This window comes from Blastococcus sp. TBT05-19 (assembly GCF_003319095.1).
Classification (GTDB): domain Bacteria; phylum Actinomycetota; class Actinomycetes; order Mycobacteriales; family Geodermatophilaceae; genus Blastococcus.
Genome location: NZ_QOHI01000001.1, coordinates 656,361 through 679,219, shown reverse-complemented (window position 1 = coordinate 679,219; position 22,859 = coordinate 656,361). Strand labels below are relative to the sequence as shown.

Here is a 22,859-nt window from a genome sequence, read left to right as displayed (position 1 = left end):
CCCCGCCGTGGAGACGACCGAGCGGCTCGCGGCCCTGCTCCGCGAGCGCGGCGCCGACGGCATCGAGCACCCGGGCGGCACCCTGGGCGGCCACCTGGAGCGGGTGCAGCAGCGGCTCGCCGGCCTGGGGCTCCCTCTGCACGTGCAGCTGGCCGGCCGGGCGCACGCGGTCTACGGCACGCAGGGCTTCGACGTCCGCCTCCTGGCCGACGACGAGCGGCCCCTGCTGGCCGGGATCGTGGGCCCGGACGCCGAGGAGCTGGTGCACCGGTACGGCGCGTGCGATCGCGGCGCCACCTGGGCGGAGCTGGCGACCGCCCGCCGGGTGCACGACCGGCACACCGGCGCCGTCGAGGACCTCGACGGCGACCGGCTCCGCGCGTTCGCCGACCTCAGCCTGGTGAACGAGATCGACGTCGCCGAGCACGCCCCGGGCTTCCTGGGCCAGCACGGCCCGTACTTCCGGCAGCTCACCGAGGACTGGGCGCCGGTGCTCAGCCCGGCCGTCCTCGCCGAGGCCCGCCGGGCGTTCGCCTGAGGCGTTCCGCTGCGTGGAAGCGACCGTTTGCACGACGCAACCGGTCGGGTAGCGCGCCGGGGATCGCAGCAGTCGAATCCCCCCGAGGAGACCCGTGCCCCCCACGCGCAAGCCGAACACGTCCGCGCCCCGCACCGTGAGCCCGACCGGTGTGGGCTACGAAGGACCGAAGGACGGCCGCGACCCACGGGCGCAGGCCGGCGACACGCTGACCACCCCGAACGGCGTCCGCATCGCCGACACCGACCACTCGCTGAAGGCGGGCCCGCGCGGCCCGGTCCTCCTGGAGGACTTCCACCTGCGCGAGAAGATCATGCACTTCGACCACGAGCGCATCCCGGAGCGCGTGGTGCACGCCCGCGGCGCCGGCGCCCACGGCGTCTTCACCGCATACGGCACGGCCTCGAAGGTGACCCGGGCCGCCGTCCTGGCCGAGAAGGGGCTGGAGACGCCGGTCTTCGTCCGGTTCTCGACCGTCCTGGGGTCGCGCGGCTCGGCCGACACGGTGCGCGACACCCGCGGGTTCGCGACGAAGTTCTACACGAAGGAAGGCACCTGGGACCTGGTCGGCAACAACATGCCGGTCTTCTTCATCCAGGACGCGATCAAGTTCCCCGACATCGTGCACGCGGCCAAGCCGCACCCCGACCACGAGATCCCCCAGGCGCAGTCGGCGCACGACACCTTCTGGGACTTCGTCACGCTGCACACCGAAGCCACCCACCACACGCTCTGGAACATGAGCGACCGGGGCATCCCGCGCAGCTACCGGACGATGGAGGGCTTCGGCGTCCACACCTTCCGGCTGGTGAACGCCGACCGCGAGACCGTGCTGGTGAAGTTCCACTGGAAGCCGAAACTCGGCGTGCACTCCCTCACCTGGGAGGAGGCGCAGATCGCCGGCGGCGTCGACCCCGACTTCCACCGCCGCGACCTGTACGAGTCCATCGAGGCCGGCGCCTTCCCCGAGTGGGAGCTGGGCGTGCAGGTCTTCCCCGACACCCCCGAGGAGACCTTCGAGGGCATCGACCTGCTCGACCCGACGAAGATCGTGCCGGAGGAGCTCGCCCCGGTGCAGCCCATCGGGAAGCTGGTGCTGAACGCCAACCCGACGAACTTCTTCGCCGAGACCGAGCAGGTGGCCTTCCACACCGGCCACCTGGTGCCGGGCATCGAGGTCACCAACGACCCGCTGCTGCAGGGGCGCAACTTCTCCTACCTGGACACCCAGCTCAGCCGGCTCGGCGGGCCGAACTTCACCCAGATCCCGATCAACCGCCCGCACGCCCCGGTGAACGACAACACCCGCGACGGGTTCCACCAGCACGCCGTCCACCAGGGGCAGGCGCCGTACACGCCCAACTCCGTCGACGGCGGCAGCCCGTTCCCGGCCGACTGGTCCGAGGGCGGCTACGTGCACGTTCCGCGCCCGGTCAGCGGCACGGTCGGGCGGAGCGCGCCGGCGTCCTTCGACGACCACTTCTCGCAGCCGGCGCTGTTCTACAAGAGCCTGACCGCCATCGAGCAGCAGCACGTGATCGACGCCTACACCTTCGAGCTCGGCAAGTGCTTCGAGCAGTCGATCAAGGAGCGGGCGCTCACGGTCCTGGCCCGCATCGACGCGAAGCTGTGCGCCCAGGTGGCCGCCGGGCTCGGCCTGCCCGTGCCGAAGAAGATCAAGGCGGAGAAGGTGCGGCGGGAGTCCCCCGCCCTGCGCCAGGTCCTGCCCACCCCGTTCCCGATCGACGGCCGGATCGTCGGCGTCGTCGCCGGCCCGAAGGCCGACCTCAAGGGCATCGCGAAGCTGCGCGCCGCGCTGGAGGCGGAGGGGGCGCAGGTGAAGGTCATCGCGCCGCACGGCGGGCAGCTGGTGAGCGGCAAGGACGTGGAGATCGTCGAGCGGACCTTCGCCACCGGCCGGTCGATCGAGTTCGACGCGATCGTCGTGGCCGACGGCGCCCCCAAGGACGGCGACTTCCGCGCCCTGGTGATGCTGCAGGAGGCGTTCCGGCACCTGAAGGGCATCGGGGCGTGGGGCGACGGCGTCGAGGTGCTGCGCGCGGCCGGCATCGACCCAAAGGCCCCGGGCGTGATCACCGGCAAGAAGGCGAACGCCGCGATGGCCGCCGAGACGGTCGCCGCCCTGGGCATGCACCGGGCCTGGGACCGCACCCCGCTGGTGCGCTCGTCGATGGTGCCGCCGACCGTCACCGCCTGATCCACCACGCGCGAGAGCGCCGGTCCCGCCGCGTGCGGGACCGGCGCTCTCGTGCGTCTCAGCGGAGGAACGGGGCGCGCCTGAGCGCCTTGAGCCCGGCGGTCATCACCTTCGCGTAGCGGTCGAGCGGGAGGCCCGGCAGCGGTCCGACCGGCAGCCCGCGCTGCACCGCGACCGTCTGCGACTCGGTGTACTTGAGGATCCCCTCGGCCCCGTGCCGGCGGCCCACGCCGGAGTCCTTCATCCCGCCCATGGGCGCGTCGTGCGACGCCCAGGCCGCGGCGTAGGCCTCGTTCACGTTCACCGTGCCCGACCGGATGCGGGTGGCGAGCTCGGCACCGCGGGCCGGCGTCGTCCAGATGCTGGCGTTCAGGCCGTACTCGGTGTCGTTGGCCCGCTCGACCGCCTCCTCGGCGTCGCGCACCCGGCTGATCGCCACGACCGGCCCGAAGGTCTCGTCGCGGGCCAGCTCCATGCCGTCGGTGACGCCCTCGAGCACGGTCGGCTCGTAGAACAGCGGGCCGAGGTCCGGCCGCGCCCTGCCGCCGGCGAGCACGCGGGCCCCCTTGGCGACGGCGTCGTCCACGTGCCGGGAGACGACGTCGAGCTGGTCCTGGCTCACCAGCGACCCCATCTCGGCCTCCCAGGTGAGCCCGGCGGCCAGCCGCATCCGCTGCACGCGCTCGACGAACGCCGGCACGAACCGGTCGTAGACCGCGTCCTCCACGTACATGCGCTCCACCGAGATGCACAGCTGGCCGGAGTTCGAGAAGCAGGCCCGCACCGCGCCCTCGACCGTCTTCTCCAGGTCGGCGTCGGCCAGCACGACCATCGGGTTCTTGCCGCCCAGCTCGGCGGAGAAGCCGATCAGCCGGCGGGCGCACTGCTCGGCCACGGTGCGCCCGGTGGCGGTGGAGCCGGTGAACATCAGGTACTCGACGCCCTCGATCAGCGGCGTCCCCAGCACCCGGCCGGCGCCGGTGACCACCTGGAGCAGGTCGCGCGGCAGGCCGGCCTCGTAGAGCAGCTCGACGGCGATCAGCGCGGTGAACGGCGTCTGCGCGTCGGGCTTGAGCACCACGCCGTTGCCGGCCAGCAGCGCCGGGATCGCGTCGGAGACGGCCAGGGTGAGCGGGTAGTTCCACGGGCTGATGACGCCGATCAGGCCCTTGGGGTGGTGGTGCTCGGTGGTCTTCGTGAGCAGCGGCAGCGCGCCCTGGCGGCGGGTGGGCCGCAGGTGCTTCGCCGCGGTGTTCGCGTAGTACCGCGCGGTCATGGCGACGTCGGCGAGCTCCTCGAAGGCGCTCACCCGCGCCTTGCCGGTCTCGGCCTGGGCGACGTCGAGGATCTGCTCCTGCCGCTCCAGGACCAGGTCGTGGTACCGGAGCATCACCGCGCAGCGCTCGGCGATGGGGCGGCGCGCCCACTCCACCTGGGCGGCGCGCGCCCGGCGCTGCGCCTCCCGCACGTCCTCGGCGGTGCAGGTGGGCACCTCGCCGATCACGTCGCCGGTGAACGGCGCGTGCGACGCCTGCCGGGGCCGGTCGGGGGCGGCGGTGACGAGGGCTGCCAGGCGGGACACCAGCGCCGGGTCCAGCGCCGGGGACGGATGCGGTGCGGTCGTCGTCGTCATGACGACACCTTGCCGCAGGTCAGGCGGGTCCGCCGCTGGGACCGAAGCGCTCCACCCGGATGGCGGCGGGGTCGACCCCGAGCTCGACGAGGAACTGGCCGGCCGCCTCGGCGAAGCCGCTCGACCCGCACACGTACGCGGTCTGCCCCGGTTCCCACAGCGGCACCAGGTCCGCGGCGGTGAGCCGCCCGGCCGGGCGGATGCCGTTCGCCTCCCGGGTCAGGACGACCAGCGCCCCGGCCTCCTCCAGCTCGTCGGCGTAGGGAAGCTCCTCCCTGGTGCGTGCCGAGACGGCGATCCGCAGCAGGTCGGTGCGGCCCAGCGCCCGCGCGGTGCGCAGCATGGACACGAACGGGACGACCCCCGACCCACCGGCCACCAGCAGCGCCGGCGAGACCTGGTCCCACACGAACCAGCCACCGATCGGCCCGCGCACCTCCAGCTCGTCACCGCGCTCGACGACGTCGGCCAGGTGGGTGGAGACCTCGCCGTCGTCGAGCCGCTCGACGAACAGCTCCACCAGCGGGTCGCCGGGAGCCGAGGCGACCGAGTACGACCGCTGGGCGGTGTACCCGTCGGGCGCGGTCAGCCGGACGACGTAGTGCTGGCCGGGGAGGTGGTCGACGCGGTCGTGCACGTCGAGCCGCAGCTGGACCGCGCGCGCGATCGGCCGGCGCACGCCGGAGACGGTCGCGGTGCGCCATCCACGGTTCGCGGCCGTCACCACACCGTCCGGCCTCGGTGCAGGGCCCCACGGCGAGCTTGCGAGTCGTGGGAGGCAGCGAGGTCCTTAATCACCCTGGTACCGCTGCTGCCGCCACGGGTCGCCGCGGTCGTGGTAGCCGTTCTGCTCCCAGAAGCCCGGCTGGTCGCGGGCCATCAGCGTGAGCTTGCTGATCCACTTGGCGCTCTTCCAGAAGTACAGGTGCGGGACGAGCAGCCGCACCGGACCGCCGTGCTCGATCGGCAGCGGCTTCCCGTCGAACTCCCAGACCAGCCACGCCTTGCCGCCGGTGACGTCGGCCAGGGGCAGGTTGGTCGTGTAGCCGGTCTTCGACGTCGCCATGACGAACTGCGCCTCGGCGGTGGGCCGGGCCGCCTCGAGCAGGGTGTCGACGCTGACGCCGGCGAACCAGGTGCCGAACTTCGACCACGTCGTCACGCAGTGGATGTCGCCGCGGTACTCCGAGCGGGGCAGCCGGTGCGCCTCGTCCCACGTCCACGTGGTCGGCGCCTCGACCCGCCCGTCGACCGTGACGCTCCACGTCTCCGGCGCGATCCGCGGGGTGGGCTCGGCGGTGAGCACCGGCCAGTCGGTGCCGACGTCGTACTGCCCGGGCGGCAGACGGGGGTCGCGCTGGCGCCGGCCGAGGAAACCGCGGGTGGGTGGAGGCACGGCGCGATCCTCCCCCACGCGCGCCCGTGGCCCAATCGTGACCGTCATCGCCACCTGCACGGATGCCGGGAGACGGCCCTGACCTGCGGTGAGGGCACCCTTACGAGAGGTGTGTCACCCCGTGTTTGGTTGGTGGCAAGCCCCGTGTAGTCCTAGCGTGGGGACTTGTGGTGACGGTGACGCACGCTGGTCGTAGGACGCCGAAGGTCGCGAAGACCAATTCGGTCGTGAAGAAGGCCGTCATGGCCGTCAGCGGCATCGTGATGGTGCTGTACCTGATCGCGCACATGGTCGGGAACCTGAAGGTCTTCACCGGCCGGGAGTCGTTCAACAGCTACTCGGAGTGGATCCGCACCATCGGTGCGCCCGCGCTGCCCCCGCAGACCGCCCTGACGATCATCCGCATCGCGCTGATCGTCGCCGTGGTCGCCCACTTCTGGGCCGCGGTCTCGCTGTGGCGCCAGGCGAAGCGGGCCCGGCCGCAGGGGTACGTGACGAAGAAGGCGGTGGCCCAGAGCTACGCCTCCCGGACGATGCGCTGGGGCGGCGTGATCGTGCTGCTCTTCATCGTCTACCACATCCTCGACCTGACGACCGGCACGGTGAACCCCGACGGCGACAGCTCGCCCTACGACCGCCTGGTCGCGAGCTTCTCGAACCCCTTCATCACCGCCTTCTACGTGATCTCCCTCCTCCTGCTCGGCATGCACCTCCGCCACGGCATCTGGAGCGCCACGCAGACCCTGGGCCAGAGCAACCGGCGGCGGGAGCGGACGGTCAACGCCTTCGCGCTCGTCTTCTCGGTGGTCCTGACCGCCGGCTTCCTCATCGTGCCCTTCAGCGTCCTCTTCGGGCTCGTCGACTAAGGAGCTCCACCCGCGATGCCTCTCGACCTGTTCAGCGTCGGCGACCCGATCGCCGACACCAAGGCCCCCATGGACGTCCCGATCGGCGAGCGCTGGAGCGAGCGCCGGTTCCGCGGTCGTCTGGTCAACCCGGCCAACCGCCGCAAGCTGACCGTCATCGTCGTCGGCACCGGTCTGGCCGGCGGCGCGGCCGCGGCCACGCTCGGCGAGGCCGGCTACAAGGTCAAGTCGTTCTGGTACCAGGACAGCCCCCGCCGCGCGCACAGCGTCGCGGCGCAGGGCGGTATCAACGCGGCGAAGAACTACCGCAACGACGGCGACAGCGTGCACCGGTTGTTCTACGACACGGTCAAGGGCGGCGACTTCCGGGCGCGGGAGAACAACGTTCACCGGCTCGCCGAGGTCAGCGTCAACATCATCGACCAGTGCGTCGCGCAGGGCGTCCCCTTCGCCCGCGAGTACGGCGGCCTGCTCGACAACCGCTCCTTCGGCGGCACCCAGGTGTCGCGCACGTTCTACGCCCGCGGCCAGACGGGCCAGCAGCTGCTCTACGGCGCCTACCAGGCGCTCGAGCGGCAGATCGCGGCCGGCAGCGTCGAGCAGAACGCCCGCACCGAGATGCTGGACCTGATCATCGTCGACGGCCGGGCCCGGGGCATCGTCGCCCGCGACCTCGTCAGCGGCGAGATCAGCACCCACTTCGCCGACGCCGTCGTCATCGCCAGCGGTGGCTACAGCAACGTCTTCTACCTCTCCACGAACGCCAAGGGCTCCAACACCACGGCGATCTGGCGGGCGCACAAGCGGGGCGCGTACTTCGCCAACCCCTGCTACACGCAGATCCACCCGACCTGCATCCCGGTCAAGGGCGACTACCAGTCGAAGCTGACCCTGATGTCGGAGTCGCTGCGCAACGACGGCCGCGTGTGGGTGCCCAAGGAGCGCGGCGACGACCGCCCCGCCAACGACATCCCCGAGGACGAGCGCGACTACTACCTCGAGCGGCTCTACCCCTCGTTCGGCAACCTGGTGCCCCGCGACATCGCCTCGCGCCAGGCGAAGAACGTCTGCGACGAGGGCCGCGGCGTCGGCCCCGGCGGGCTGGGTGTCTACCTGGACTTCGCCGAGGCGATCCAGCGGCTGGGCCGCCCGGCGGTCGAGGCCAAGTACGGGAACCTCTTCGACATGTACGCCCAGATCACGGGCGAGGACCCCTACGTGACGCCGATGCGGATCTTCCCCGCCGTGCACTACACGATGGGCGGCCTGTGGGTCGACTACGACCTGCAGTCGACGATCCCCGGCATGTTCGTGATCGGTGAGGCCAACTTCTCCGACCACGGTGCGAACCGCCTCGGCGCCTCGGCGCTGATGCAGGGTCTGGCCGACGGGTACTTCGTCCTCCCCTCGACGATCAGCTCCTACCTGGCCGACGGCCCGTTCGAGAAGGTCGACGAGTCGCACCCGGCCGCGGTCGAGGCCATGCAGGGCGTGCAGGAGGAGGTGCAGAAGCTCCTCAGCATCAACGGCACCCGCACCCCGGCGTCCTTCCACCGCGAGGTGGGCCAGCTGATGTGGGACTACTGCGGCATGGAGCGCACGGACGAGGGCCTGCGCAAGGCCATCGACCGGATCCAGGAGATCCGCAAGGAGTTCTGGACCAACCTGAAGGTCACCGGCGACTGGCACTCCTTCAACCAGACGCTGGAGCACGCCGGCCGGGTCGCCGACTTCATCGAGCTCGCCGAGCTCATGTGCATCGACGCCCTGCACCGCCGCGAGAGCTGCGGCGGCCACTTCCGCGCGGAGAGCCAGACCCCGGAGGGCGAGGCGCTGCGCGACGACGAGAACTTCGCCTACGTCGCCGCCTGGGAGTGGACGCCGGAGGGTCAGCCCCCGGTCCTCCACAAGGAAGACCTCGTGTACGAGTACGTCCACCTCGCCCAGCGGAGCTACAAGTGACAGCCAGCATGCAGTCGAGCGTCGGCAACCCGGCGGCCGAGAAGCGCGGGATGAACCTGACCCTGCGCATCTGGCGCCAGAAGGACCCGTCGGTCAAGGGCAAGATGGTGACCTACAAGGTCACCGACATCTCCCCCGACATGTCCTTCCTCGAGATGCTCGACGTGCTCAACGAGCAGCTGATCATGCAGGGCGACGACCCGGTCGCCTTCGACCACGACTGCCGCGAGGGCATCTGCGGCATGTGCGGTCTGATGATCAACGGGCAGGCGCACGGTCCGCAGCAGACCACCACCTGCCAGCTGCACATGCGCTCGTTCAAGGACGGCGACTCGATCGACATCGAGCCGTGGCGCGCCACCGCGTTCCCGGTGATCAAGGACCTCGCCGTCGACCGGCGGGCGTTCGACCGGATCATCCAGGCCGGCGGCTACATCTCGGTGCCCACCGGCACGGCTCCCGAGGCGCACGCGACGCCGGTGCCCAAGGCCGACTCGGACGCCGCGTTCGACGCCGCCACCTGCATCGGCTGCGGCGCCTGCGTGGCGGCCTGCCCGAACGCCTCGTCGATGCTGTTCACCGCCGCCAAGGTCACCCACCTCGGCCTGCTCCCCCAGGGGCAGCCGGAGCGGGACGACCGCGTGGTCAACATGGTCGCGCAGCAGGACCGCGAGGGCTTCGGTGGCTGCACGAACATCGGTGAGTGCTCGGCCGCCTGCCCCAAGGGCATCTCGATGGAGACCATCTCCCGGCTGAACCACGACCTGCTCGGTGCGCTCCGGGCCGGAGCGCGCCCCAAGAGCTGACCGCGTCCGCCGACGGCCCCGCCCCCATCCGACACGGGGGCGGGGCCGTCGTCGTCCGGGGGGATGTCACCTGGGAGAGGGAGACCGGTTACAGCCGGACCGCCGACCTGCCGACGTGCAGGACATGTCACGAGGTCTCGGATGACCCTCGCCGTCCGCCGGCCGACCGGATGGCGTCGACCGGATGCGCAGACGCTCCGGATCCTGGCACTGCTCGTCGTCGTCGTGGGGATCGCCGGCGCGACCGGGCTGCCCGTCCTCGGCGACTCCCCCCTGCTCACCACCGTCTCGCTGCCGTGGTGGCTGCTCGCCCTCGGCTTCGCGGTGACCGATGCGTTCGTCCTGAACATCCGGGTCCGCCGGGAGACCCACACGCTCACCCTGTCGGAGCTGCCCCTTGTCCTCGGGCTGTTCTTCGCCGCACCCGCGGCCCTCCTCGCGGCGCGACTGGTCTCCTCGATCGTCTCGTCGGCGCTGACCCGGCGGTCCCGGCCGCTCAAGGCCGCGTTCAACCTCTGCCTCGGGGCGATGGAGGTCGGGGTCTCCCTCGCCCTCTTCCACCTCATCGCCTCCGGCTCCGAGGTCGGCCCGGTGAGCTGGGTCGCCGCCTACGCCGGCGCGCTCGCCGCCGACTGGCTGGGCGCCCTCGCGGTGTGCACCGCGATCGGCATCCACGAAGGGCGCGTCGACCTGGCCGCGACCCTCCGCGAGGCCGTGCTGAACCCCATGCCGGCGCTGGCGACGACCACCGCCCTCATCACGGTGACCTGCCTGTCGGCGTCCGCCGCCAGCGCACCGCTGCTCGTGGTGTTCGCGGCCATGCTGCTGCTCGGCTTCCGCGCCTACGCCACCCTCTCGGAGCGGCATCTCCACCTCGAACGGCTCTACCGCTTCAGCCAGGCGGTGGGGAGCGAGCCCGAGACCCACGACGTCCTGCACACGGTCCTCGCCCAGGCGAGGGACATCCTGCACGCGGAACGGGCGGTCGCCGCCTTCCGGACGCCGGACGGTTCCACGGTCACGCGCTTCCGCATCGACGCCGACGGCCGGATGACGACGTCGGTCGACCCGTTCGACCCCGCCGACGGGTGGCTCGCCACGCAGGTCTACGACCAGCGCCGGGCGGTCCTGCTGCCGTACAACTCCAGCGATGCGGATGCCCGCGAGTGGCTGGCCTCCCGAGGCCTGCTGGACGCCGTCGTCGTGCCGTTGAGCAGGGGTACCGGAATCGCGGGGAGCCTCAGCGTCGGGAACCGGCTGGGGGCGCTGCGGACCTTCACGCAGGACGACGTCCTGCTGCTGGAGACCATGGCCAACCACTGCAGCGTCGCGCTGAGCAACGGCGAGCTGATCGGCCGCCTGCGGCACGATGCGCTGCACGACTCGCTGACCGGCCTGCCCAACCGGGCCGACCTGCAGCGCCGGCTCACCGAGGCGCTGGCGGAGATCACGGCCGGCCGCGCGGCCGGTGCGGCCGTCATGATCCTGGACCTGGACGAGTTCAAGGCGGTCAACGACACGCTCGGCCACCACGAGGGCGACCGGCTGCTGGTCGAGGTGGCCGCCCGCCTCACGACTGCCGTGGGGAACGCCGGCACCGTCGCGCGGCTGGGGGGCGACGAGTTCGCGATCCTGGTCCCCGGCTCGTCGGACGAGGGCCGCGCGCTGCGCCTGGCCCGGCGCGCGCTGCACGCGCTCGAGGAGCCGATCGCCCTCGAGGGGCACGAGGTGGAGGTGGGCGGCTCGATCGGGATCGCGCTCGCCGGTCCGCAGTCCTGCGACCCCGCCGTCCTGCTCAAGCAGGCCGATCTCGCGATGTACGACGCCAAGACCTCGACTCGGGGGCTGCGGGTGTACGAGCCGGAGCTGGACGCCGACAGCCCCCGCCGGCTGACGCTGGTCTCGGAGCTGCGCGCGGCGCTCGCCAACGGCGACGTCGTCGTCCACGTGCAGCCGCAGGCGGTGCTGGCGACCGGGGACGTCGTCCGGGTGGAGGCGCTGGTGCGCTGGGAGCACCCCGAGCTGGGCTGGGTCTCCCCGGACGAGTTCGTGCCCGTCGCCGAGCGCAGCGGCCTGATCCGCCCGCTCACGACCCGGGTGCTCGACGCGTCGCTGGCCGCCTGCGCCCGTTGGCGGGCGGCCGGGCAGGACATCGGCGTCGCGGTGAACCTCTCCACCCGCAGCCTGCAGGACAGCGACCTGCTCGACGACGTCGAGCGGCTGCTGCGCCGGCACGGGGTCCCGGCCGACCGGCTGACCCTGGAGGTGACCGAGAGCTCGGTCATGGCCGATCCGGCACGAGCGGTGGCCCTCCTCCACCAGGTCCGGGCTCTGGGCGTCCGGTTGTCCCTCGACGACTTCGGGACCGGGTACTCCTCGCTGTCCTACCTCCAGCGCCTGCCCGTGCAGGAGGTGAAGATCGACCGGAGCTTCGTCACGGGGCTGGGCACGGAGGGCGAGAACGCCGCCATCGTGCGGGCGATCGTCGACCTCGGCCGGCACCTGGGCCTCGAGGTGGTCGCCGAGGGCGTCGAGGACCAGGGAACGGCCGACGTGCTCACCGCGATGGGCTGCGACCTGGTGCAGGGCTGGCACCTCGCCCGGGCGATGCCCACCGACGACCTGCTGCCCTGGCTGGCCGGGCTCCGTCGGCACGGCTCCCTGCGGGTGGTCTGACCCGGGTCGGGGAGCACCTTCTCCGGGCACCCCTGGTCACACCTGGGTTCGATGTGTGAACCTGAGGTCGTGACCGCCGAACCGACGTCCTCGTCCGCTCCTGCCTCCTGGGGCGCCCCCCGCTCCCGCACCGTCGAGTGGCACGACCCGATGATCACCGCTGCCGGTGCGCTCGAGCGCTCGGGGCTGGAGACGATGCAGGCGATCCGCGACGGCGTGCTGCCCCCTCCCCCGATCGCCCGGCTGGTGCAGATGGGCATCACCGCGCTCGAGCAGGGCCGGGTGGAGTTCACCTGCGAGCTGGACGAGTCGGTCTACAACCCGATCGGCGTCGTCCACGGCGGTCTGGTCTGCACGCTGCTGGACACCGTCGCCGGGTGCGCCGTCCACACCACCCTCCCGGCCGGGGTCGCCTACACCTCGATCGAGCTCAAGGTGAGCTACCTCCGGGCGGTGCACGCGACCAGCGGGCCGCTCATCGCGATCGGCCGCGTCGTCAAGCCCGGCAGCCGGGTGGCCTTCGCCGAGGGCGAGGTCCTGGAACGCCTCGGGGAAGACGGTGGCGACGGCGTCGAGCTCGCTGCTGGTCTTCCCGGTCCCGGTCGCCTGAGCCCACGCGGGGCAGCGGGCGCAGGAGGATGACCTCACCGAGCGGATCACCACCGCGGGCGGCACCCCCGAGCACCCGTGGGTCACCGAGCTCGACGGCTACCGGGCATCGCTGCCGCAGCTCACGGGCAGCCCGCTCGTCTGGACGGCGCTCGAGGCGGACTCGGGCCGCCCGGAGGACGTGCTGTGGCCGTTCCGCGACCAGGCGGTGGATCCCGCCGTGGCCGACCCGTGCGCGCCGTCCTCCGCCTGGACGCCCGGAGGTGACCAGCCGGTCCTCTCGTGCACCCTCGTGCGCGACGACCGCTACCTGCGCAGGACGGAGGGCTGGCAGGAGCTCGCCCGCTCCGACGCCGACGTCCGGGTCGGGGTCATGGGCCCGCCCGGCGTCCCGCTGACCGTCCTCGAGGAGGCGCTGGCCGCGGCCCGGCCGATGACCGACGACGAGTACGCGACCTGGTTGGACGAGGGGCCCACGCCGGGCTGGTGACGCGGAGCGGTCAGCGGGCGACGGCGACCGGCGAGCGGTCCTGCAGCCAGGTCCAGAGCTGGTCCGGCGGCAGCGGGCGGCTGAGGTGGTAGCCCTGGACGACGTCGCAGCCCAGGTTGGTGAGCGCGTCGACGGTGGCCTGGTCCTCCGCCCCCTCGGCGACCAGCACCAGGCCCAGGGCGTGGGCCAGCTGGAGCGTCGAGGTGACGATGGACTCCGCGCGGGCGCTGCCCGTCATGGCGGAGACGAACGTGCGGTCCAGCTTCAGCTCGGTCACCGGCAGCGCGGCCAGGTAGGCGAGGCTGGAGTGCCCGGTGCCGTAGTCGTCGATGGCCACGCCGACGCCGTCGTCGCGGAGCCGGCCGAGCACGCGCACGGCGCGCTCGCGGTCCTCCATGAGCAGGCTCTCGGTCACCTCGAGCACGAGGGACCCGGCGGGCAGCTCGTGCGCGGCGAGCAGCTCGGCGACGACGTCGGGGAACTGCTCGTCGACCAGGTTCGACGGGCTGACGTTGACCGCCATCGTGAGCGCCCGGCCCTGCCCGGCCCACACGTGGCACTGCGCCAGCGCCATGTCGATGACCTGGGTGGTCAGCCGGCTCATCAGGCCGGCGGACTCGGCGAGGTCGATGAAGGCGTCGGGGTACAGCAGGCCGCGGGTGGGGTGCTGCCAGCGCACCAGCGCCTCGACGCCGTCGATCACACCGGTGCTCAGCGCCAGCTTCGGCTGGTAGTGCAGGACCAGCTCGCCGCGGTCGAGCGCGTGCCGCAGCTGGGAGACGTCCTCGAGCCGGTGCCGGCCGTGACCGTCGCGGGCCTCGTCGTAGAGGCCGGTGCCGAGGCGGCCGGCCTTGGTGGAGTACATGGCCAGGTCGGCCAGCTGCAGCAGCTCGGCGGAGTTCGCCGAGTGGTCCGGTCCCACGGCGACGCCGATGCTGGCGTCGACGGTCAGCTCGAGACCGGCGAGCAGGAACGGGCGCTGGAACTGCGCGCGCAGCCGCTGGGCCAGCAGGAGGGCGGAGCCGGGGTCCAGGTCCTCGGCGAGGACCACGAACTCGTCGCCGCCCAGCCGCGCCAGGATGTCCGCCTCGCGCAGCTCGCCGCGCAGCCGGCCGCCGACCTCGCGGAGGAGCGCGTCCCCGACGGAGTGGCCGAGCGAGTCGTTGATCTCCTTGAACCGGTCCAGGTCGAGGACCAGCACGGCGATCGTGGCCCCGTCGGCCAGCCGCTCGTCGGCCGCGTCGAGGGACTCGAAGACCGAGCGCCGGTTGGGCAGGCCGGTCAGCTCGTCGGTGCGGGCCTGCCGGAGGCTGACGCCGAGCGCCCGCACGTCGCGGAAGGTGAGACCGGTGCGGGCGAGCGCGGCCAGCACCGCGCCGAGCGCGAGGCAGCCGGCGACCGGGTCGCCACCGGCCAGGTACCCGCGGAAGAGGATGCCCAGGGCGATGAGCGCGCAGACCGCCGGCACGACCAGCGGGCGCTGCGGCACCCCGGCGCCGTCCAGCCGCACCGGGCGCGGCGCCACGCAGGCGGCCAGGCCGAACGCGATGAAGGCCAGGCCCCAAAGGGTGTCGAGCGGGCCGCCGGCGACGTAGGTGCCGTGCACGACCTGGAAGGCGTAGAGGGTGTCGGCGACCAGGAAGACCGCGAAACCGCCGATCAGCCACCACCAGCCGGCTCCGGCGTCGCGGCCGGTGACCACGAGCCCGCCGGCGATCAGGCCGAAGAGGAAGAGGTCTGCGACCGGGTAGCCGACGCTGGCGATGAGGGCCAGGTCCCCGTCGGTCTGCCGCATCAGGGCGCCCAGTGCCAGGGCAGCGGCCACCGCGGCCGCGGTCAGGCCGGTGACGGCGCAGTCGAGCCAGGTGCTGAGCGTGATCGTCCGCGTCCGCACCCGGATCAGCAGGCAGAGGCCGGCGAAGGCCAGGGGGTAGAAGCCGAAGAACGCGACGTCGGACCACGCCAGGGCCGCGGCGTCGGGGAGGTACCGGTCGTGGAACTCGTACGCGGTGGCGCCGGCCAGGTAGGAGGCCATGGCGCCGGCGAAGCACCACCAGGCGGCCCGGCCCGGGCCGGCCAGCCCGCGCACCACGAACATGACGACGAGCGAGGCGAGGAAGAGCAGCTTGCCCTTCTCGGCCAGGAACGAGGCGGCCGTGCCGACACCCGCGGCGCTGGCGATCGAGGCCACGACCCAGCCGCCACCGAAGACGGCGCCGAGCACGCGGACGGCACGCATCGACGGATCGGCACCCCGGCGGGCCTCGCCGGTCGTGTCGCGACGTCGGAACCTCATGAGAACCCGATCGGCCGAAATCAGGCGGAACTGAAACGTGCGTCACCCGGTGGGCCCCTCGTGCGGGTGAGCACCGCAGCCGCACCGGGATGCTCACCGGCGCGGACCGCCAGTGGCGCGTGCGCGACCGCACCCTCCTGCGTGAGCGGCCCCTGCGCCCGCGAGCGCGCCGGCACCCGGGCTGAGCCGGCGGCTCAGGTCGCCGGCACCGGCGGGATGATCCGCTCGACCACGTCGGCCGGCATGAGCCCGGCCTTGCCGAAGCGGCTGGCCGCCTCGAGGAACTGCGGCGCGAGGGCGGCCAGCTCCTGGAGCATCTCGCGGGCCGCGTCCTCGCGGCCGGCCAGGGCGGCGATCACCGCGCGCCACATGAGCTGGTCGGGCTCGGTGACCGGGTCCATCGGGCGCAGCAGCTCCAGCTCGCGGTCGGCGGTGACCGGGTCGCCGTCGATGGCCTGCTGGAACGCGCGGACGACGTCCTGGTAGCGCGCCCGGGTGACGGTGAGGTCGGCCAGCACGCCGAGCGGATCGGCCGAGTCGTCCACGCGGAGGTCGACGACCATGTCGTGCCACGGGCGACCGGTCGTGGTGGAGCGGATGACCATGATGGCCGCCGAGCGCCGGCCCCGGAAGTCGCCACCCGCCTCCTCCCCCGCCACCAGCGAGGAGAGCAGGCGCTGGGCGAGCGGCCCGGAGGACCCCTCGAACCGCTCGACCATGGCCTCCCACACCGCCGGTGAGCTGGCCATGTTCGCCAACGCCACGCAGTTCTCGCCCATCAGGTGCCCGGCGTCGTCGACGCAGCTGGCACCGGTGTAGGCGGCCAGGTCGCCGTTCACGCCGAGGATGGCCAGCTGCCGCCGCTCCGGCTGGGGGTCGACGCTGCTCAGCGCCGTCAGCACCTCCTGGGCGGTGAAGCCGCCCTGCAGCAGGTCCAGGCCGACCGAGCCGTACATCGGCTCGGCCATCGACTGGGTCGCGATCACCCCGTGCCCGGGGAGGGCGAACGGGACGCTGTTGCCGACGGCGAACGCCTGGGACTGGGTGGCGACGCCCATCTCCCCCGTCTCGGGATCACGGGCCACGATCGAGTAGGTCACCTCGCGGGCGTACCCGCACCTCCCCGGGGCGGCAAACCCGGTCGTCGGTCACGTCGTCACCCCCACGGAGGAGCGGAAAGGAGTAGGACAGCGGTCATGCGTCGCTCGCCCGCCGTCGTCCTGGTTCTGCTCGCCGTGCCGCTCCTGGCAGGGTGCACCGACGACCCGCCCGCACCGGCGGAGGCGAGCCGGTCGACGGGCTCCTCGTCCGCGGAGCCCTCGCCCGAGCCGTCCGACGAGCCCTCTCCCGGGCCGTCGGCGTCCGCTCCCGGGCAGGTCGAGCGCCCGGCTCCGGGGACCTGCGCGGCGGTGCCGGAGTCACCCGACGGCCGCTACTCCCTCCCCGGCATCGGGACGCTCAGGCTGGACGCCGAGGGCGGCGGACTCTCGATCGAGGCGCGGTCGGACGACGGGTGGAGCATCAACTCGAGCAGCGACGACGACGAGGTCGACGTCGAGTTCCGGCGAGGGGACGAGGACGTCGACGTCGAGGCCGACCTGCGGGACGACGGGCGGCTGGAGATCCAGATCTGCGACGACGACGACTGAATCAGCGCAGCGCCGAGGCGGTGAGCTCGACCGCGCGCAGCCGGCCCTCGAGCGAGGGTGACTGGAAGGCGACGATCAGCTCGTCGGCGTCGGCGGTCTTGGCGAAGCCCTCGAGGAAGTCGCCCACCTGGCCGGGGGTGCCCAGCGCGGTGTGGGTCAGCATGGTGTCCACGTGGTGCCCGGCGCCCTGGGCGAGCAGCTGGTCGGCCTGCTCGTCGGTGAGCGCCTGGCCGCGGCCGAAGAGCCCGATCGCGAGGTTCCGCTTGACCGCCGCGAACTGCTGCCGCGCGTCGTCCTCGGTGTCGGCGGCCACGACGTTGAGCCCGGCGATCACGTGCGGCCGGTCGAGCTGCGCCGACGGCGTGAACTGGTCGCGGTAGGCGGCGACGGCGGGCTCGAGCATGGCCGGCGCGAAGTGCGAGGCGAAGGCGTAGGGCAGGCCGAGGGCCGCGGCGAGCTGCGCGCCGAACATCGACGAGCCGAGCACGTAGAGAGGCACGTTCGAGCCCTTGCCCGGGATGGCGTCGACGCCGCGCACCCGCGTCTCACCGGTCAGGTAGCCCTGCAGCTCGACGACGTCCTGCGGGAAGGTGTCGGCCGAGTGCGGGTCGCGGCGCAGCGCGTACATCGTGTTCTGGTCGCTGCCGGGCGCGCGCCCCAGACCCAGGTCGATGCGGCCCGGGTACATCGCCTCGAGGGTGCCGAACTGCTCGGCGATGGTCAGCGGCGAGTGGTTGGGCAGCATCACGCCGCCGGCCCCGAGCCGGATGCGCTCGGTGTGCGCGCCGACGTGGGAGATCAGCACGCTGGTGGCCGACGAGGCGATCGAGGGCATGTTGTGGTGCTCGGCGTACCAGACCCGCGCGAACCCGTGCTCCTCCGCGCGCCGGGCCAGGGCCACGCTGGCCGCGATGGCGCTGCTCGCGGTCTCCCCCCGCGGGATCGGGGCGAGGTCGAGGACGGACAGCGTGATGCTCATGTGCGGGGGCCTTTCGCGTCGGTTGCCAGGGACAACCGACGCGACCCCGGGAGGCTTCCCGCCGTCAGCGGCTCTGCAGCGCGTCCAGCGCGACGGCCATCGACGCCGCCACCCGGAAGTCCAGCCGCGGATCCGGCACGGTCACGTCGTAGGCGTCCCGGAAGCCGATCTTCTTGTGGCTGGACATCACGATCTCGCCGGTGCTCGGCCGCGTGAAGTCGAAGTGGAAGAGGAACGGCACCCAGACGTTGCCGAGGTACGGGATGAAGCCCCAGACGCGCCGCAGGATCGCGATGGCCACGTTGCGCTCCTGCCCGACGGCGTCGACACCGGGGGCCGACAGGTTCCAGGTGGAGCGCAGCAGGCTCGCGCCGAACTGCTTGCTGAAGTAGCCGATGACCGTGCCGTACTCGTCGTAGACGTCGTGCTCGGCGCTGACGTCGAGCCGCTGACGGGCCTTGAAGGAGAACACCCGCCGGCTCTTCGACTCGTCGGAGAAGAAGACGACCTCCTCCCTGAGCTTCATCCGCTTCTGCTCGGCGAAGGCGATCAGCTGCCCTGGCTCTCCGTCGAGGTTCGCCGTGCGGATCTCGTAGCGGTTCACCATCACCGTGATCCGCTGCTTGACGAAGAACCGCGGCACCACCATGGGAGCCGGCTGCTGGTGTCCGGCGGGGCTGGTCATGCGGTCATCCTGCCGCACCGACCCGGCTGCGGGCCGTCCCGCAGCAGCGCGGCGCCGTGTCGGCCTGCGGGTTCACCGCCGGCGGTCGACCACGGCGGCGCGCAGTCGCCGGGCCCACTCCTCCAGCAGGCTGGGGCGGGTGCCCTCCGGGAGCGGCGCCGAGGGCACGGCGACCCAGAGGAGCAGGTACACGAGGACGCCGGCGCCGCCGGTCAGCGTGAACAGGACGGCGGCGATCCGCCAGAGCGTCGCGTCGATGCCGGTGTACTCGGCCATCCCTCCGCACACGCCGCCGGCCATCCGGTCGGTGCCGCTGCGCAGGAAGGGCCGGACGGGGGGCTGCTGCTGGGTGGGGGTCTCTGCTGTGGTCATGTCCCCGAGCCTGGCCGCCGGCAGCCGCGCCGGGAATCGGGGAACGCCCGGATCCGACCCTGGTCTTCCCCTGGTTGCGACCCTCAGCGCAGCGGGAGCGGCGTCGCGTCGTCGTCGTCCCGGGGGCCGAGGATCCAGCGCTCCTCCGGGGCGATGGGAACGTCGTTGATGCTCGCCTCGCGCCGGCGCATGAGCCCGTCGGACGCGAACTCCCAGTTCTCGTTGCCGTACGAGCGCCAGGTCCGCCCGTCGGCGTCCTGCCACTCGTACTGGAAGCGGACCGCGATCCGGTCGTCGGTGAACGCCCACAGCTCCTTGCGCAGCGCGTAGTCGCGCTCCCGGTCCCACTTCCGCGCCAGGAACGCACGGACCTCGTCGCGGCCGGTCAGGAACTCGCTGCGGTTCCGCCAGACGGTGTCCTCGGTGTAGGCCTGCGCCACCCTGTGCGGGTCGCAGGTGTTCCACGCGTCCTCGGCCGCCCGGACCTTCTGCCGGGCGGTCTCCAGGGTGAACGGCGGGAACGGCGGACGGGACACGGGACCTCCTCGGACGCGGCGACCGCCCTTCGGCCACCCGGCACCACCCTGCCCGATGATTTCCGCGCCGGCCCTCCGTCTACCTTCTCGACACCCGTACACCGCAAGGAGAACGCCCGTGGGAAAGATCGCCGCCGCCCTGTTCACCACCGTCGACGGCTCGGCCGAGAATCCGCAGAACTGGCACTTCCCGTACTTCGACGACGCCATGGGCAAGGCGGTCGACCAGCACAACGACCGCTGCGAGGCCTACCTCATGGGCAGGGTGCTGCACGACATGTGGTCGCAGTACTGGCCGGGCAACACCACCGACGAGTTCGGCGACTTCATCAACCCGATCCGCAAGTACGTCCTCTCCACCACGCTGGAGAAGTCGGACTGGGAGAACACCTCGGTCCTGAGCAGCCTCGACGACGTCCGTGCGCTCAAGGACAGCACCGACGGCTGGATCGGCATGTCCGGCAGCCTGAGCACCGTGCGCGCCCTGCTCGAGGCCGGGCTGCTGGACGAGCTCGTGCTGCTCGTCGACCCGATCGTGGTCTCCGGCGAGCGCCGGTGGACCGACGAGCTGGGCCGGACGCCGCTGGACCTGGTGTCATCGGAGGCGCTGCCGACCGGCGTCCTGCACCTGGTCTACCGGCCCGTCCGCGAGGGCTGAGAGAAGGACGCACCAGGTGTTCGGGACGGCGTCACCCCCCGGACACCTGGTGCCCCCACCCTGACGTCATGACGGGAAGCCTCTTCGTGAGCGGTTCCGGCGCCGGGAGCACCGGCCGCGACCTCCGAGCGCAGGGCCACGCCATCGGGCGCGCCGGGGACGTCGCGCACGCGGTCGCCCAGCCCGTGGTCGACGGGCTCGAGGCATCGGTGTGCGGTGCGCTCGTCGTCGCTCGTGCGGCGGCGGACTGGCCGGCGTCCGGCGGCGGCCCGCACTGCGCCGAGTGCGCCCGCCTCGCCGGCTAACTGCCCGCCGGACGACCGCCGTGTGGGAGCCGGGTGAACTGGGCAGGCTCCGCACCGTGGCTGTCGAGCGTTCCGAGGTCCTGGTCGTCGGTGGCGGGAACGCCGGCATCTCCCTGGCGGCGCGACTGCTCCGCGACGGGTTCGACGAGGTCACCCTCGTCGCTCCGCAGCCGGTGCACCGGTACAAGCCGCTGCTGAACTACGTCGGCGCCGGGGAGGCCTCGATGTCGGAGCTGGAGCGGCCGATGGCCGACGTCGTCCCGGACGGCTGCCGGTGGATCCGCGACGCCGTCGTGGCCGTCGACCCGGCGGCGATGACCGTGCGCACCCGGGGCGGCCGCACGCTGCACGCCTCGACGCTCGTCCTGTGCCCCGGGCTGGTGGAGGACTGGGAGGCGACCCCGGGGTTGCAGCAGGCGTACGCCGACGGCTGGGCGGCGTCCACCTACGTCCCCGGCAGCACGCCGCAGGTCTGGCCGCGGCTGTCGGCCCTGCGCAGCGGCACCGTGGTGTTCACCGTGCCGCCGGAGCCGGCCTCGTGCGCACCGACGGCGCTCAAGCCGCTGCTCATGGCCTGCGACTCCTGGCGGCGGGCCGGGGTGCTGGCCGACCTCGATGTGGTGCTCGTGCTCCCCGAGGCGACCGCGACGAGGCTGCCGGAGGCGGACGAGCACCTGGAGCAGACCTTCACCCGCTACGGGGTGCGGGTGCTCCGCGAGGCCCGCATCGAGCACGTCGACTGGGACGTCCACGCGCTCCACGTCCGCACGCCGGCAGGCACCCGGGTGCTGGAGGACGTCGCTTTCGCGCACGCCGTCCCCCACTACCGGGCACCGCGGTGGATCGCCGACGCCGGCCTCGCAGCCGACCCCGCTCCCGGCTTGGTCGACGTCGACCCGGAGACGCTGCGGTCGCGGCGGCACGGGTCGATCTGGGCGATCGGTGACGCCGCCGACCTCGCCACCCGTCCGTCAGGAGGCGCGCTGCGGAAGCAGGTGGACGTGCTGGCGAAGAACCTGGCGGCCGTGCGGAAGGGGAAGCGGCTGACGCGGTACGACGGCTACACGGTCATGCCGATCACCGTGACCCGCCGGAAGCTGATGCTCAACGAGGTGGACCGCGAGGGCCGGCCGAGCCCGTCGGTGCCGCTGATCGACCCGTTCAAGGCCCGGCGCTGGCAGTGGCTGTTCGACCGCCACGGCCTGCCGCAGGTCTACTGGCGCCGCATCCTCCGCGGAAAGGTGTGAGGGAGCTCAGCTGGTCGAGCAGTCGACGCCAGACCTCAGGCGGTGGCCCTCTGGCGGCGGGCCTGCGGACGTTGGTCTGGTCGCGGCGGCCGAACGCGCCGCCTGAGCCTCCGAAACTGACCGTTACAGACGGCTAGGGTAAAGCCGACGAAGGCATCCGCTGCGAAACCAGCGGCGAGGTGAGGGAGCCCTGCGTGGCCAAGCTGGACAACCCAGCCGGACGGCTGCATACCGTCTTGACGGCGTTTATGACGGAAGCCTCGGCGAACAAGAACATCCTCGAGACATGGCAGCAGACGCTCAAGACGCATGACGCCGAACAAACGCTGATTGGTGTCAGCAGGGTTGCTGGACTCGTGCCCGAGATCGAACAGTCACTGATCCGCGTGGGCGACTCTGACCAGCTCAGTCTCTTTTACGAACTTGCCGGCGACTGGGTCAGCGCGGTGATCTTTCCGCGCAACGACTTCAGGTCTATGGCCGCTTCCAACTACTTGCCAGACAGGCGGGTCCTGAGCACCCTCGCCGCCATATCAGGCTTCCTGTCAATCGCGGCGAGCGAAGGGCCTGTACCAGCCGAGGCCACAATCATCTCGCTCCATGACGATGTTCGAGGCCTTATTCGCGACATCTCCGAGGACACGGAGTTGCCGACAGAGTTGAAACGGGAGGTGGTAGACCACCTGCATCGAATCGCCAACGCTCTGGCGAGCTTCCAGATGGGCGGTCCGGACGCTGTCAAAGCAGCACTGGACAGGCTGCGCATCACAATTGTCTTCGCGCCTGAGCCCGCCAAGAAGACGGAAGCGTGGAAACGTGTGGCTGCGGTTGGCGGCGCCGTATGGATCACGTTCACGTCAAGCCCGGTGATCGCCGAGGCCATCGAATCTTGGGGGCAGATCGTCCAAATGCTCCCCCCTGGCGGGGCCTAAAGGGCC

Annotated in this window: 22 protein-coding genes; 13 read left to right on the top strand and 9 right to left on the bottom strand. The window is 72.1% G+C overall.

Going from position 1 to position 22,859, the window contains the following annotated elements:
* Positions 1-7 precede the first annotated feature (7 nt).
* Entirely contained in the window at positions 8-538 is a 531-nt protein-coding gene (locus tag DQ244_RS03280; RefSeq protein WP_113810004.1) for a DUF6817 domain-containing protein, read from the top strand.
* A 94-nt stretch (positions 539-632) separates the two neighbouring features.
* A complete protein-coding gene (locus tag DQ244_RS03275; RefSeq protein ID WP_113810003.1) occupies positions 633-2,756 on the top strand; it encodes a catalase in 2,124 nt (707 codons plus the stop codon).
* A 58-nt stretch (positions 2,757-2,814) separates the two neighbouring features.
* Here the strand turns inward: DQ244_RS03275 and DQ244_RS03270 are convergent, their stop codons facing one another.
* From DQ244_RS03270 to DQ244_RS03260, 3 genes are all read right to left on the bottom strand, one after another.
* Positions 2,815-4,389 carry a succinic semialdehyde dehydrogenase gene (locus tag DQ244_RS03270; RefSeq protein WP_113810002.1) on the bottom strand — a complete coding sequence of 525 codons (1,575 nt, stop codon included), beginning with the start codon at positions 4,387-4,389 and terminating at the stop codon, positions 2,815-2,817.
* Positions 4,390-4,408: 19 nt separating this feature from the next.
* Positions 4,409-5,068 (bottom strand): FAD-binding oxidoreductase, encoded by a 660-nt coding sequence (locus DQ244_RS03265; protein WP_233491140.1) that lies wholly within the window; start codon positions 5,066-5,068, stop codon positions 4,409-4,411.
* 111 nt (positions 5,069-5,179) lie between these two features.
* Complete coding sequence (locus DQ244_RS03260; RefSeq protein WP_199580130.1) at positions 5,180-5,785, bottom strand: sulfite oxidase-like oxidoreductase; 606 nt, start codon at positions 5,783-5,785, stop codon at positions 5,180-5,182.
* Positions 5,786-6,012: 227 nt separating this feature from the next.
* On the opposite strand from DQ244_RS03260, the gene DQ244_RS03255 reads away from it, so the two are divergent.
* The 6 genes from DQ244_RS03255 to DQ244_RS03230 all read left to right on the top strand — a co-directional run bounded on the left by DQ244_RS03255 (position 6,013) and on the right by DQ244_RS03230 (position 13,194).
* Complete coding sequence (locus DQ244_RS03255) at positions 6,013-6,651, top strand: succinate dehydrogenase cytochrome b subunit (protein ID WP_233491139.1); 639 nt, start codon at positions 6,013-6,015, stop codon at positions 6,649-6,651.
* Between the two features lie 15 nt (positions 6,652-6,666).
* Positions 6,667-8,613 carry a fumarate reductase/succinate dehydrogenase flavoprotein subunit gene (locus DQ244_RS03250; protein WP_113810000.1) on the top strand — a complete coding sequence of 649 codons (1,947 nt, stop codon included), beginning with the start codon at positions 6,667-6,669 and terminating at the stop codon, positions 8,611-8,613.
* Positions 8,610-9,419, top strand: a complete 810-nt coding sequence (locus tag DQ244_RS03245; protein WP_233491138.1) for a succinate dehydrogenase/fumarate reductase iron-sulfur subunit — start codon at positions 8,610-8,612, stop codon at positions 9,417-9,419. Before DQ244_RS03250 ends, DQ244_RS03245 begins: the two co-directional genes overlap by 4 nt.
* 141 nt (positions 9,420-9,560) lie before the next feature.
* Complete coding sequence (locus DQ244_RS03240; protein WP_158544456.1) at positions 9,561-12,095, top strand: bifunctional diguanylate cyclase/phosphodiesterase; 2,535 nt, start codon at positions 9,561-9,563, stop codon at positions 12,093-12,095.
* A 69-nt stretch (positions 12,096-12,164) separates the two neighbouring features.
* Positions 12,165-12,737: a PaaI family thioesterase gene (locus DQ244_RS03235; protein WP_199580129.1), complete on the top strand. Its 573-nt coding sequence runs from the start codon at positions 12,165-12,167 to the stop codon at positions 12,735-12,737.
* Positions 12,738-12,885: 148 nt separating this feature from the next.
* Entirely contained in the window at positions 12,886-13,194 is a 309-nt protein-coding gene (locus tag DQ244_RS03230) for a hypothetical protein (RefSeq protein ID WP_113809998.1), read from the top strand.
* Positions 13,195-13,204: 10 nt separating this feature from the next.
* Here the strand turns inward: DQ244_RS03230 and DQ244_RS03225 are convergent, their stop codons facing one another.
* Positions 13,205-15,433 carry a bifunctional diguanylate cyclase/phosphodiesterase gene (locus DQ244_RS03225; protein ID WP_147251457.1) on the bottom strand — a complete coding sequence of 743 codons (2,229 nt, stop codon included), beginning with the start codon at positions 15,431-15,433 and terminating at the stop codon, positions 13,205-13,207.
* 251 nt (positions 15,434-15,684) lie between these two features.
* Positions 15,685-16,590: a DUF1028 domain-containing protein gene (locus DQ244_RS03220; RefSeq protein ID WP_113809996.1), complete on the bottom strand. Its 906-nt coding sequence runs from the start codon at positions 16,588-16,590 to the stop codon at positions 15,685-15,687.
* A gap of 96 nt (positions 16,591-16,686) precedes the next feature.
* Here DQ244_RS03220 and DQ244_RS03215 point away from each other — a divergent pair, with 96 nt between their 5' ends.
* On the top strand, positions 16,687-17,139 hold the full coding sequence (locus DQ244_RS03215; RefSeq protein WP_113809995.1) for a hypothetical protein: 453 nt from the start codon (positions 16,687-16,689) through the stop codon (positions 17,137-17,139).
* Position 17,140: 1 nt separating this feature from the next.
* On the opposite strand, the gene DQ244_RS03210 is transcribed toward DQ244_RS03215, so the two are convergent.
* From DQ244_RS03210 to DQ244_RS03195, 4 genes are all read right to left on the bottom strand, one after another.
* The gene (locus tag DQ244_RS03210; protein ID WP_113809994.1) at positions 17,141-18,118 is read right to left on the bottom strand and encodes an LLM class flavin-dependent oxidoreductase; all 978 of its coding nucleotides are present in this window, start codon (positions 18,116-18,118) and stop codon (positions 17,141-17,143) included.
* 64 nt (positions 18,119-18,182) lie between these two features.
* Positions 18,183-18,803: a hypothetical protein gene (locus DQ244_RS03205; protein ID WP_113809993.1), complete on the bottom strand. Its 621-nt coding sequence runs from the start codon at positions 18,801-18,803 to the stop codon at positions 18,183-18,185.
* 72 nt (positions 18,804-18,875) lie between these two features.
* Complete coding sequence (locus DQ244_RS03200; protein ID WP_113809992.1) at positions 18,876-19,175, bottom strand: PspC domain-containing protein; 300 nt, start codon at positions 19,173-19,175, stop codon at positions 18,876-18,878.
* An 83-nt stretch (positions 19,176-19,258) separates the two neighbouring features.
* Positions 19,259-19,711, bottom strand: a complete 453-nt coding sequence (locus DQ244_RS03195; RefSeq protein WP_113809991.1) for a nuclear transport factor 2 family protein — start codon at positions 19,709-19,711, stop codon at positions 19,259-19,261.
* A gap of 118 nt (positions 19,712-19,829) precedes the next feature.
* On the opposite strand from DQ244_RS03195, the gene DQ244_RS03190 reads away from it, so the two are divergent.
* The 4 genes from DQ244_RS03190 (at position 19,830) to DQ244_RS03175 (ending at position 22,853) form a co-directional block, all read left to right on the top strand.
* The gene (locus DQ244_RS03190; RefSeq protein ID WP_158544455.1) at positions 19,830-20,369 is read left to right on the top strand and encodes a dihydrofolate reductase family protein; all 540 of its coding nucleotides are present in this window, start codon (positions 19,830-19,832) and stop codon (positions 20,367-20,369) included.
* 68 nt (positions 20,370-20,437) lie between these two features.
* Positions 20,438-20,674 carry a hypothetical protein gene (locus DQ244_RS03185; protein WP_113809989.1) on the top strand — a complete coding sequence of 79 codons (237 nt, stop codon included), beginning with the start codon at positions 20,438-20,440 and terminating at the stop codon, positions 20,672-20,674.
* 56 nt (positions 20,675-20,730) lie between these two features.
* Positions 20,731-21,921 (top strand): NAD(P)/FAD-dependent oxidoreductase, encoded by a 1,191-nt coding sequence (locus DQ244_RS03180; protein WP_113810620.1) that lies wholly within the window; start codon positions 20,731-20,733, stop codon positions 21,919-21,921.
* A 194-nt stretch (positions 21,922-22,115) separates the two neighbouring features.
* Positions 22,116-22,853, top strand: a complete 738-nt coding sequence (locus DQ244_RS03175; protein ID WP_147251456.1) for a hypothetical protein — start codon at positions 22,116-22,118, stop codon at positions 22,851-22,853.
* The last annotated feature ends 6 nt before the right edge of the window (positions 22,854-22,859 follow it).

Coding starts and splice junctions, on each gene's coding strand:
- DQ244_RS03270 (WP_113810002.1), bottom strand. CDS start 4,389: ATGACGACGACGACCGCACCGCATCCGTCCCCGGCGCTGGACCCGGCG.
- DQ244_RS03250 (WP_113810000.1), top strand. CDS start 6,667: ATGCCTCTCGACCTGTTCAGCGTCGGCGACCCGATCGCCGACACCAAG.
- DQ244_RS03240 (WP_158544456.1), top strand. CDS start 9,561: ATGACCCTCGCCGTCCGCCGGCCGACCGGATGGCGTCGACCGGATGCG.
- DQ244_RS03225 (WP_147251457.1), bottom strand. CDS start 15,433: ATGCGTGCCGTCCGCGTGCTCGGCGCCGTCTTCGGTGGCGGCTGGGTC.
- DQ244_RS03215 (WP_113809995.1), top strand. CDS start 16,687: ATGCGTCGCTCGCCCGCCGTCGTCCTGGTTCTGCTCGCCGTGCCGCTC.
- DQ244_RS03210 (WP_113809994.1), bottom strand. CDS start 18,118: ATGAGCATCACGCTGTCCGTCCTCGACCTCGCCCCGATCCCGCGGGGG.
- DQ244_RS03205 (WP_113809993.1), bottom strand. CDS start 18,803: ATGACCAGCCCCGCCGGACACCAGCAGCCGGCTCCCATGGTGGTGCCG.
- DQ244_RS03200 (WP_113809992.1), bottom strand. CDS start 19,175: ATGACCACAGCAGAGACCCCCACCCAGCAGCAGCCCCCCGTCCGGCCC.
- DQ244_RS03185 (WP_113809989.1), top strand. CDS start 20,438: ATGACGGGAAGCCTCTTCGTGAGCGGTTCCGGCGCCGGGAGCACCGGC.